The organism is uncultured Campylobacter sp., from assembly GCF_937890585.1.
GTDB lineage: Bacteria > Campylobacterota > Campylobacteria > Campylobacterales > Campylobacteraceae > Campylobacter_A.
The window spans coordinates 1-10,365 of sequence record NZ_CALACG010000090.1; the positions used below are offsets into that span (position 1 = coordinate 1).

The window sequence follows — 10,365 nt, forward strand, 5'->3', positions numbered from 1 at the left end:
TAAATTAAAAGTAGCCCAAAATTAAAGCTTGAATGTGATATAATGCCTCAAAATCAATTAAAAGGTTGCTTGATAATGCAAATAGACGACACTCTTTTAAATAAATTAGAAAAACTCTCTGCACTACAAATAAACGATGAAAAAAGAGATGAGATCAAGAAGCAATTAAGTGAAATCGTATCTTTTGTCGATGTTTTAAACGAGCTTGATCTAAGCAGCGATGAGGCCGTAGTTAGCTCTATAAAAGGTGGCACTCCACTAAGAGAAGATGAGCCACATTTAAGTGACGTTGTCGATGAAATTTTAAAGCACGCCCCTTCACGTGAAGGACACTTTTTTGCCGTGCCAAAGATCATAGAGTAAAATATGGATCTAATCGAACAACTAAGAGCGCAAAGCTCGGACGCTCAAGCCAAAGCATCAGAGAGCAACCTCTCTGGTGACATCCAAACGCTTCTAAAAACCGTTGTTTTCAATAAAGCTAGTGACCTCCACCTAGTCTCAAGGTCTGAGCCTCAAATAAGGATAGATGGTACTTTAAGGCCACTTGAATTTGGCGTGCTAAGCGGCAAAGATATAGAAAATTTATGCTACGCACTTATCACAGACGCCCAAAAAAGCGAGCTTGAGAACAATAAAGAGCTAGACTTTGCCATAGAGCTTCCAAATATCGGCCGCTTTCGTGGCAACTACTACTACACTATGAATGGCGATCTAGCCGCGGCTTTTCGTATCATACCTATCGATATACCTTCGCTTGATGAGCTAAATGCACCACAAATTTTTAAATATATCATCAAACGCGAAAAGGGCCTTATCCTAGTTACTGGACCAACGGGCAGCGGTAAATCAACTACGCTTGCAGCGATGCTTAATGAGATAAATTTAAACTATAGAAAACACATCATCACCGTTGAGGACCCAGTTGAGTTTGTGCATAACAACAAAAAAGCGCTATTTTCACATAGAAACATAGGCACTGACACACACTCTTACTCAAAAGCGCTAAAATTTGCACTTCGTGAAGACCCAGATATCATACTTGTGGGCGAGATGAGGGATAGAGAGACGATCTCTACGGCTATTACAGCGGCTGAGACCGGACACCTAGTCTTTGGCACGCTTCACACAAACTCAGCCATACAAACTATAAATAGGATCGTTGATAGCTTCGATGGAAGTGAGCAGCTTCAAGTAAGAAATATGCTTAGCGTTTCGCTAACTGCCGTCATCTCACAAAGTCTGATCCCAAAAATAGGCGGTGGAAGATGCGCTGTACATGAAATTTTGATAAATAACATGGCGATATCAAACTTGATACGCGAAAACAAAGTGCATCAAATTTACTCTCAAATGCAGCTAAATCAGCAACAAACTGGCATGAGCACGCAGACTCAAGCCCTGATGAAAGCGCTAAAAGAGGGCATGATTACAAAAGAAAACGCGCTAGCATACTCAACTAGCCAGCAAGAACTTCAAAATTTAATAGGAACTGTATGATGGATTTAGTAACTTGGTTTGACATTATCATTATCGTCCTTGTCCTGATGCTGGGCGTAAAGGGCATAATAAATGGCCTCATAAAAGAGACTTTTGGGCTCATCGGACTTATCGGCGGTTTAGTTGTTGCTAGCAGGTTTTCAGATGTGGCTGAGGGTTTTATAAGTAAAAATATATATAAATTTGAAAATGCTTCGTTGCTACAATTTGTCGCATTTATCGGACTTTGGCTAGTTTTTTGGCTGGTTTGTCTGCTGGTTGGTAAATTTTTATCAAAGATAGTTTCAGTAAGCGGGCTTGGCTTTTTAGATAGGCTTGGTGGATTTGTCATGGGAAGTGGCAAAATTTTCCTCACATTTTCAGCAGTCGTTGCCGTGATGTCAGGCACTTCGCTAAACAAAATGATCGAGCCATATTTCACAAACAGCAAAGTCTATCCGCTTTTACTTGAGACTGGCAGATGGATAACAAACGTCGATATGAAAAATATCAAAAACGAAATAGACGAAATGGTAGCAAGACCAAAGGATACAAACAAAACTGACGCGTTTATATCAATGGATGCAAATGCGAGTACAAACACCGACACAAACGTCACCAAAGGGGAGTGAGATGATAGAAAATTTAGAATACGATGCGTTACTTGAGAAATTTAAAAGAGTTCTTCGCGACAATGGTTTAAAATATACAAAACAGCGTGAAATTTTGCTAAAAACGCTTTATAACAACGACGAGCACTTTACGCCAGAGCGACTATATCTTTTTATAAAAGAGACCTATCCTGAGCTAAATATCGGCATCGCAACTGTTTATAGAACGCTAAATTTACTTGAAGAATCAGAGATGGTAACATCTATCAGCTTTGGTTCGCAAGGCAAGAAATTTGAGCTTGCCACAAAGCCACACCATGACCACATGATATGCAGAAAGTGCGGTCTTATCATAGAATTTGAAGATCCTATGATAGAAAAAAGGCAAATAAGCATTGCAAAAGAGCATGGCTTTAAACTAACTGGTCACATGATGCAGCTTTATGGAATTTGCGAAAAATGTTCAAAAAATAATATAAAGGGAAAGTAAGGTGATATTTGACAATCAACATGAAATTCAAAGATTAGAAAGCATAGATGAGCTTAGAAATTTAGGCATAAATCCATATCCACATTTTCTTAGAAGAGATATGAATATCTCTAAATTTAGACTTAAATTTAACTATATAAAAGATACAGAAGAGAAAAAAGCAGAGGGGCAGCTAGTAGGCCTTGCTGGAAGGATAAAGCTGATCCGTGACGCTGGTAAAGCGGTCTTTGCAAACATCGAAGACGAAAATGGAAATTTACAAATTTACTTTAGCAACAAGACGCTTGATCCAGAGTGGTTTAAAATCGTTAAGAAATATGTAGAAATAGGCGATATCGTCTATGTTAGAGGCTACGCTTTTATAACAAAAACTGGCGAATTTTCAATGCATGTAAATGAGCTTAGCTTAGCTACAAAATCAATAAGTCCGCTTCCAGAGAAGTACCACGGGCTAGTTGATGTTGAGACAAGATACCGCCAAAGATACCTTGATATGATAATGAACCCTGAAGTTAGGGCTGATTTTAAAAAGCGCTCAGTTATCATTAGCACGATTAGAAGATTTTTTGAAGAAAAGGGCTTTTTAGAGGTCGAAACTCCGATGCTTCACCCAATAGCTGGCGGTGCAAATGCAAAGCCATTTGTGACATTTCACAACGCCCTTGGAGTTGAGAGATACCTAAGGATCGCTCCCGAGCTATATCTAAAACGCCTTGTAGTTGGCGGTTTTGAAGCTGTTTATGAGATGAATAGAAACTTTAGAAACGAGGGTATGGATCTAACTCACAACCCTGAATTTACAAGTATTGAGTTTTACTGGGCATACCATAACTACCACGATCTAATGGGCATCACAGAGGATCTATTTAATGTCATTTTAGAAAAACTTGGCATGGAGAAAGTGATAAATTTTGATGGTATGGAGATTGATTTTAGCAAGCCATTTAAACGCATAAGCTATAAAAAAGCCTTAGTTGAGATAGGCGGACTTGCTGAAGATATCGTAAGCGATAAGGCTAAAATTTTAGCAAAACTAAAAGCTGATGGCTTTGAAGCAAACGAAAAGCTTGACCTTGGCCACTTGCAGGCTGAACTCTTTGATAACTACGTGGAGAGCAAGCTAATACACCCAACTTTTGTCATCGACTATCCGATCTCTATAAGCCCACTTTCAAGAAGAAGCGACACAAATCCTGATGTGGCAGAGAGATTTGAGCTATTTATCGCTGGTCGTGAGCTAGCAAATGGCTTTAACGAGCTAAATGATCCAATAGATCAATACAACCGCTTTAAAGCGCAAATCGATGCTAAAAACGCAGGCGATGACGAGGCTCACGAGATGGATGAAGACTATGTAAAAGCCCTAGGATACGGCATGCCACCAGTTGCAGGAGAAGGCATAGGCATAGATAGACTTGTGATGCTTCTAACAGATAAAAAATCAATCCGCGACGTTGTCCTCTTCCCAGCGATGAGGCCACTAAAAACTGAGACAAAGGAGAATGAAAAATGAGTTTGCAAAGCTACGATAAAGATATTTACGACCTAGTAAATTTAGAGTTAAAACGCCAGTGTGATCACCTTGAGATGATCGCTAGCGAAAACTTCACATATCCAGAAGTCATGGAAGTGATGGGCTCAATCCTAACAAACAAATACGCTGAGGGCTACCCTGGTAAGAGGTATTATGGTGGCTGTGAATTTGTCGATGAGATCGAGCAAATCGCGATCGATAGATGCAAAGAGCTTTTTGGATGCGAATTTGCAAACGTTCAACCAAACTCAGGCTCTCAGGCAAACCAAGGCGTTTATGGTGCTTTGCTTAATCCAGGCGATAAAATTTTAGGCATGGATCTAAGTCACGGCGGACACCTAACTCACGGCGCAAAGGTAAGCAGCTCTGGCAAGATGTATGAGAGCTTTTTTTATGGCGTCGAACTTGATGGTCGCATAAACTACGATAGAGTTATGGATATCGCAAAGATAGTAAAACCAAAAATGATCGTTTGTGGCGCAAGCGCATACACAAGAGAGATTGAATTTAAGAAATTTAGAGAGATAGCTGACGCTGTTGGCGCGATACTCTTTGCAGACGTTGCTCACATTGCTGGCCTAGTCGTAGCTGGCGAGCATCAAAATCCTTTCCCGCACTGCGACGTCGTAAGCTCAACTACGCATAAAACTCTGAGAGGCCCAAGAGGCGGTATCATCATGACAAACAACGAGGAGTACGCTAAAAAGATAAACTCTTCTATCTTCCCAGGTATCCAGGGCGGCCCACTAGTTCATGTCATCGCTGCAAAGGCAGTTGGCTTTAAGCACAACCTTAGCCCTGAGTGGAAAATTTACGCCAAACAAGTAAAAGCAAACGCTAAAAAGCTTGGCGAAGTGCTAATAAGCCGAGGCTTTGATCTAGTAAGTGGCGGTACTGATAACCACCTAATCCTAATGAGCTTTTTAAACCGTGAATTTAGCGGAAAAGACGCAGATATCGCACTTGGCAACGCTGGCATAACAGTAAATAAAAACACAGTTCCAGGAGAGACAAGAAGTCCGTTTATCACAAGCGGTATACGTGTAGGTAGCCCGGCTCTTACAGCGCGCGGCATGAAAGAGGCTGAATTTGAGCTAATAGCAAACAAGATAGCCGACGTGCTAAGCGATATCAACAACACATCTTTACAAGAGAAGATCAAGGGCGAGCTAAAAGAGTTAGCTCATAAATTTATAATCTACGATAAAGCGACATTTTAATGCAAAGTATCGACACGTCTCTTATAAAAATTATCACGACACACTACTACATCAAGCGTGATACGATAGTAAATAAGATAGAGTATAAGGGCAAAATGTTCTTTGATAAATTTGAAAAGATCAACGAACCACTAACTTATAGCGTTATGAAAGAGCATGAAGAGGGCAAAGCTATAATCGCCCACTCGCTAATCAATACAAGTGACAAGGTCGAAAACATAGTCTTTGACTACAACGGCAGAACTCCAGATAGGTTTTGGCATAGAGCGCAGCTTCTTTTAAGAGAAGAAGGCTTTATAAATTTCACAGCCTACGAGACCAAGACACCAGGTCACTTGCACCTTTACGTGCACAAAGGCCACACTACGCTAAATGAAGCTTGCACGCTTGCAAATATGCTTAGCACAAAGCTCTCGCAAAAGCTAGCAAAAGAGTGGAGAATGTTCCCAAATATCGACATGCCAAAAGAATTTAACATCCTGACGCTGCCTTATAAGCTCTACCAAAAAGAGCGCGGGGCTAGCTGGTCAAAACATATGTAAGGAGAAATAATGGAAAATGAAGAGCTAAAGGATATACTTTTAGAAAAAGATGACGACTCAAAGGGTATAAGATTAAAAAAACTTTTAATGTTTATTGCGGCATTAGTTGTACTTTTTATAGTCATCATCGTAGCGATGAAACTTATAAACTCAAGCGATCCTACACAAGCTCAAAATGAAGCTGACTCAAGGCTAGTCTTGCCTCCAGTACCAGCAGAGCAGCCAGTGGAAAAGCCAGCGATGGATGCAAATTCTGATATCAAAAAGGGCGACACACAGCTTTTCGAGCAAGTACCTATCGTGCCTGAAAGCAAGCAGCAAGATGATTTTGAAGATATGATCAAAAAGCTAAAAGATAAAGAAGGTGCAAAATCAGCTCCTAAAACTGAAGAGCCAAAAGAGGTAGTAAAAGCTGTCGAGCATCCAGCTGAAACACCTAAAAAAGCTGAAACAAAAGTAGAAGCTCCAGCTAAAAAAGCTGAAACAAAAAGCGAAGCTAAAGCAGAGAAAAAAACTGAAGCAAAACCAGCCAAAACTGAGGCAAAAGCCGAGAAGAAAGCTGAAACTAAAGCTGAGAAAAAACCTGAAACTAAGGTAGAAAAAAAAGTTGAAGCTCCAGCAAAAGCCGAGAGTGTCGCAAAAGGCTCTTATGTACAGGTATTTGCAACTAGCAAATTTAACCCAAATGCCGACTATATGAAAAAAATAGTAGCCAAAGGATATAGCTATAAGACTATAAAAGCTGGCGAGCTAACTAAAATTTTAGTTGGTCCATTTGATGAAAAAGGGCTACAAAAAGCTGTAAATGACATAAGAAAAGATGTCAATAAAGATGCTTTTGTCTTTAGAGCAAAATGAAAACCTTCGCAGTTTTTGGAGATCCGATAGCTCACTCGGTATCTCCAAGACTACACAACAAAGCCATTGCCGATCTAGCTCTTGATGCCCTATATACTAGGGTTTTGTTAAAAGATGGCAATGAGCTAATCAATAAATTTAGATCCCTAAAACTAAACGGCGCAAATGTCACACTCCCGCATAAAGAATTTGCTCTAAATTTAGCCGATGACGCCTCAGAAGCAGCACGTAAAATAGGCTCTGCAAACACTTTGGTGCTAAAAAATGAGAAAATTTATGCCTACAATACTGACGCACCTGGTTTTTTAAAAGCGATATCAAATTTCAAAGAGGCAAAAAGCGCCATCATCCTTGGAGCTGGAGGCACGGCAAACGCCCTAGCCTACGCACTTAGATCGCAAAACATAGATGTTTGCATACTAAATAGAAGCAAGGCAAGACTTGATAAATTTAAAGATCAATACGAGTGCTTTAGCTGGGATGACTATAAAGAACACAAATTTGATCTAGTGGTAAATTCGACCTCAGCAGGGCTAAAAGATGATCTTTTGCCAGCACCAAAAGAGATTTTAGATGGCATTTTAAAAAGCGCTAAATTTGCATTTGATGTTATTTACGGCAAGCAAACGCTATTTTTAAAAGAGGCTAAAAACCAAAATTTAGCATGCAAAGACGGAGCTGATATGCTCTTGTATCAAGCGGTTTTAGCGTTAAATTTATTTTATAATGGCAGCCTTGATGAGAAAAAGATAGAAATTTCTATGCGAGAGGCTTTGAGTTTATAAGGCTTGCAAGACCAGATCGTTCATTGCGTAAAAACTCTAAAGCTTAATAAATAATGCTCTAAAGCTTAGCGATATAAATTTAACTCCTTTAGCCATTCTAAAGCGCCTTAAACTACGATGATACTAGCTTGAACGATGAAACGCTTGAAATAAAACATTTGCACGATAAATTTAAAAAGCTAGGCATCTTGCAAGAGCCAAATGAGCACTTTGATCTTAGTTTAAATAGTGAAATTTTATTGCCTGCCATCTGCCTTAGGATAGATACTTTAAAATTTGATGAGATCAAAGATCTAGCTAAGCTACTCATGCTCTATACATACTCCTTAAATGAGTGGTGCTTTTTCATCTTTTCAAGCCTAAATTTAGCTGTATCCGCATGATGAGAGAGGTTTTGGCTGCATAGGACTAAATGACGATACAAAAAATGGATTAAATTTTCTAGAGTTTTGTAAAAAAGAGAAAAATGCAAAGGTTGTTATAAAATAGCAAATAAATTTTAAAATCAAACAAAACTAAAAGCCCTCCCTTGCCGAAGCAAAGGAGGAAAAAATTTACTTTTCAAACGCTTTTTGCAAGCTAAATGGAAACGCTTGATAGCCCATAGCATTTGTCATCTTTATCTCGATGCTAGGCTCTTTTGCACCCCACTCAAACTCATCGATGTGCGGGCTAGGAAGTCCTACTGGGCGACCTTTTGCGATGTCAAACTGCATGCCAGCAACGGCTGAATATACCATCACGCTATCAAGGTCATCTTGATACTGCGTAAGGCTTGTAACCGAGCTATACCACTCTTTACCGCGCTCTTTGCCGTACTCCCAGATCTGCTCAACGGTCTTTTTGTTCTCATCGATCTTATAAACGACCGCACGAGAGTACTTCATACCAGCGATGGCTGGTTGCTCCATGCCCCTTGTGTCGCCGTTGTCAAAGACACTTAGATAAATTTCGCCTTTTTTAGACTTGCTATCTATCCTAAATGCCGTATGTTGCGTCCATTGCCAGTCAAAGCCACCTTTGTCGCTCTCGTATCCTGGGCATTTTGAGTACTCATCTTCGCAGACGATCTTGTTGCCTTTGCTATCGACTGGCTGAAGCAGCTTATCTTTAAATTTATCGCTCCAGCCCTTGTGAGCGCCCATGATCCATTTTACTTGTTTGTCACGGCCGATCTTTATAACTGCGTCTTGGTGGCGGCTTGAAATGATGATACTATCATCGCTTGGATCGTAATCCACACTATTTACGTGTGCCCAGTTACGTCCAGGACCAGCGCCAACTATGTCGCCCCATTTATCGTGTGTATCCATAGACTGAAGCTCATCAGAGCTTGCTGTGTGTCCTGCTTTTTTAGCGTCGATGTTTAAGCAAACTGCGCCTTGATCAAGCGTTTTTAGCACGATGTCGCGGTAAGGATCGAGGATTTCATATAGTCTAAAGTCATCAACTACGTTGCCGTCGCGGTCAAGCTCAACGATGACGTCGCGCACTGTTCTGACGTTTTTGCCATCAGCCCTTTTGTAGTCGGCATTTGCCACGCGCAAGAAGTAGTGTCCGTTTTGTGCTACGTCCATCGAGTGAGAGAAGTCGTTGTAGCTAGCTGGTAGCTCGCGGTTGAAAATTTCTCTACCCATGATGTCGTATTTTGCGTATCTTTGGCCATATCCCCAAGTCATAGCGCCGTCGTCATTTTGCTTAAAGCCCATCATTACACCAGCGTGAAATGGCTGTTTTAGGTCGTAAATTTTACTTGGCTCAAGATACCATCTAACCTCACCTTTTGTATCAAGGATGAAGTTATTTGGGCTGTAGTTCCACTCGATCGCACCGCCAGCTGGGTTGTTCCAAACGACTTTTGTGCCCTTGCCTGTTTTATTTACAAAGTTATTTACATAGTAGAGGCGGTTTGCAAATTTAGCACTTGCTGGCTTAGTAACCTCGATCTTGTCAAATAGCGCGCCCTTTTGATTTGGCGTGCCAGCGCTCTCTAGGTAGATAGCTGGGGCATAAATTTTATAGCTCTCTTTTATATGCTCAGTCTTGCCCTTGTAGCTCTTGTCGTACTCGACCTCGACGGTGTTTTGATAGTCAGGGTACATGCCAAAAACTGGGATGCCGCCATGTGTGCGAAGATGCTTGTCAGCCACTTTGTAGCTTATAGTTTGACCACCTTGTTTTGGCACGATAGTGACCTTAGCGTTGCTTAGTGTGTAGCCGCCATTTTTGATGACTGCTGTAAGAGGCGCTGTGTCGTAAGGATTTACCACTACTTCGCCGATCTGCCCAGTGATAGCGTAGTCAAGTTTAGCCCCGCTTGGACCGCCTATCGCAAAAGCGCTCGAGCAAAGCACAGAGGCTAGTGCAACACAACTCAAAGTCTTTTTCATAACATCTCCTTTAGATAAATTTTATAAACTCTACTCATAAAGCTTATAAAATTTAGAAAAAGCCTTGGCAAAAACCAAGGCTTAAATCAGTAAAAGGAATAACAAAAATGATTTGCTTTGTGTGTAATTGTAGTAAATCTTTATAACATAAATTTCACGCTAAAGTTAATACTAGCTTAAAATTTAAAAATATATTTAAAATTTATTAAATAGCGTATTCAACCTCGTTATCTTCGCCATTTATGAGGTAAAATATAGCAAAGAAATAATGCTAGTAAATTTAACTTACTTTGCCTCTCTTAAAAACCTATGTTCTTTAAAAAATTTACGGAGTGATTTTTGCTCTTTTGGACCGATCTTGTAGCTTATAAATTTCAAATACCACTTTATATCTTGCTCACTTATGCCACGACTTTTGGCGTAGCTAGCCAAGATATAGTTTGGGATTTTTACATT

At 40.3% G+C, this 10,365-nt stretch carries 11 protein-coding genes and 1 pseudogene; 10 read left to right on the plus strand and 2 right to left on the minus strand.

The window, feature by feature from the left end; genetic code table 11:
- Positions 1–75 precede the first annotated feature (75 nt).
- The 10 genes from gatC (at position 76) to Q0296_RS02540 (ending at position 7,902) form a co-directional block, all read left to right on the plus strand.
- Entirely contained in the window at positions 76–363 is a 288-nt protein-coding gene (gene gatC, locus Q0296_RS02495; RefSeq protein ID WP_298036132.1) for an Asp-tRNA(Asn)/Glu-tRNA(Gln) amidotransferase subunit GatC, read from the plus strand.
- A gap of 3 nt (positions 364–366) precedes the next feature.
- Positions 367–1,500, plus strand: a complete 1,134-nt coding sequence (locus Q0296_RS02500) for a type IV pilus twitching motility protein PilT (RefSeq protein WP_298036135.1) — start codon at positions 367–369, stop codon at positions 1,498–1,500.
- Positions 1,497–2,111, plus strand: coding sequence for a CvpA family protein (locus Q0296_RS02505; RefSeq protein WP_298036138.1), 615 nt, complete (start codon positions 1,497–1,499; stop codon positions 2,109–2,111). Before Q0296_RS02500 ends, Q0296_RS02505 begins: the two co-directional genes overlap by 4 nt.
- Position 2,112: 1 nt before the next feature.
- Positions 2,113–2,580, plus strand: coding sequence for a Fur family transcriptional regulator (locus Q0296_RS02510; protein WP_002941362.1), 468 nt, complete (start codon positions 2,113–2,115; stop codon positions 2,578–2,580).
- A gap of 4 nt (positions 2,581–2,584) precedes the next feature.
- Positions 2,585–4,093, plus strand: a complete 1,509-nt coding sequence (lysS, locus tag Q0296_RS02515; protein WP_298036159.1) for a lysine--tRNA ligase — start codon at positions 2,585–2,587, stop codon at positions 4,091–4,093.
- Entirely contained in the window at positions 4,090–5,334 is a 1,245-nt protein-coding gene (locus Q0296_RS02520) for a serine hydroxymethyltransferase (RefSeq protein ID WP_298036143.1), read from the plus strand. Before lysS ends, Q0296_RS02520 begins: the two co-directional genes overlap by 4 nt.
- On the plus strand, positions 5,334–5,876 hold the full coding sequence (locus Q0296_RS02525) for a DUF1882 domain-containing protein (protein ID WP_298036146.1): 543 nt from the start codon (positions 5,334–5,336) through the stop codon (positions 5,874–5,876). Before Q0296_RS02520 ends, Q0296_RS02525 begins: the two co-directional genes overlap by 1 nt.
- Positions 5,877–5,885: 9 nt before the next feature.
- Complete coding sequence (locus tag Q0296_RS02530; protein ID WP_298036149.1) at positions 5,886–6,734, plus strand: hypothetical protein; 849 nt, start codon at positions 5,886–5,888, stop codon at positions 6,732–6,734.
- Entirely contained in the window at positions 6,731–7,519 is a 789-nt protein-coding gene (locus tag Q0296_RS02535) for a shikimate dehydrogenase (RefSeq protein WP_298036153.1), read from the plus strand. Before Q0296_RS02530 ends, Q0296_RS02535 begins: the two co-directional genes overlap by 4 nt.
- Before the next feature lie 128 nt (positions 7,520–7,647).
- Positions 7,648–7,902, plus strand: coding sequence for a hypothetical protein (locus Q0296_RS02540; RefSeq protein WP_298036155.1), 255 nt, complete (start codon positions 7,648–7,650; stop codon positions 7,900–7,902).
- 171 nt (positions 7,903–8,073) lie between these two features.
- On the opposite strand, the gene Q0296_RS02545 is transcribed toward Q0296_RS02540, so the two are convergent.
- Together Q0296_RS02545 and Q0296_RS02550 are read right to left on the minus strand one after the other, a co-directional pair.
- Positions 8,074–9,909, minus strand: a complete 1,836-nt coding sequence (locus Q0296_RS02545; protein ID WP_021087507.1) for an aryl-sulfate sulfotransferase — start codon at positions 9,907–9,909, stop codon at positions 8,074–8,076.
- Between the two features lie 285 nt (positions 9,910–10,194).
- Positions 10,195–10,365: pseudogene (locus Q0296_RS02550) on the minus strand (menaquinone via futalosine step 1); the annotation flags it as partial.

What these genes read in the sequence shown, in the direction of transcription:
- gatC (WP_298036132.1), top strand. Translation starts at nt 76, where the DNA reads ATGCAAATAGACGACACTCTTTTAAATAAATTAGAAAAACTCTCTGCA.
- Q0296_RS02500 (WP_298036135.1), top strand. Translation starts at nt 367, where the DNA reads ATGGATCTAATCGAACAACTAAGAGCGCAAAGCTCGGACGCTCAAGCC.
- Q0296_RS02510 (WP_002941362.1), top strand. Translation starts at nt 2,113, where the DNA reads ATGATAGAAAATTTAGAATACGATGCGTTACTTGAGAAATTTAAAAGA.
- Q0296_RS02545 (WP_021087507.1), bottom strand. Translation starts at nt 9,909, where the DNA reads ATGAAAAAGACTTTGAGTTGTGTTGCACTAGCCTCTGTGCTTTGCTCG.
- Q0296_RS02530 (WP_298036149.1), top strand. Translation starts at nt 5,886, where the DNA reads ATGGAAAATGAAGAGCTAAAGGATATACTTTTAGAAAAAGATGACGAC.
- Q0296_RS02520 (WP_298036143.1), top strand. Translation starts at nt 4,090, where the DNA reads ATGAGTTTGCAAAGCTACGATAAAGATATTTACGACCTAGTAAATTTA.
- Q0296_RS02535 (WP_298036153.1), top strand. Translation starts at nt 6,731, where the DNA reads ATGAAAACCTTCGCAGTTTTTGGAGATCCGATAGCTCACTCGGTATCT.
- Q0296_RS02525 (WP_298036146.1), top strand. Translation starts at nt 5,334, where the DNA reads ATGCAAAGTATCGACACGTCTCTTATAAAAATTATCACGACACACTAC.
- Q0296_RS02505 (WP_298036138.1), top strand. Translation starts at nt 1,497, where the DNA reads ATGATGGATTTAGTAACTTGGTTTGACATTATCATTATCGTCCTTGTC.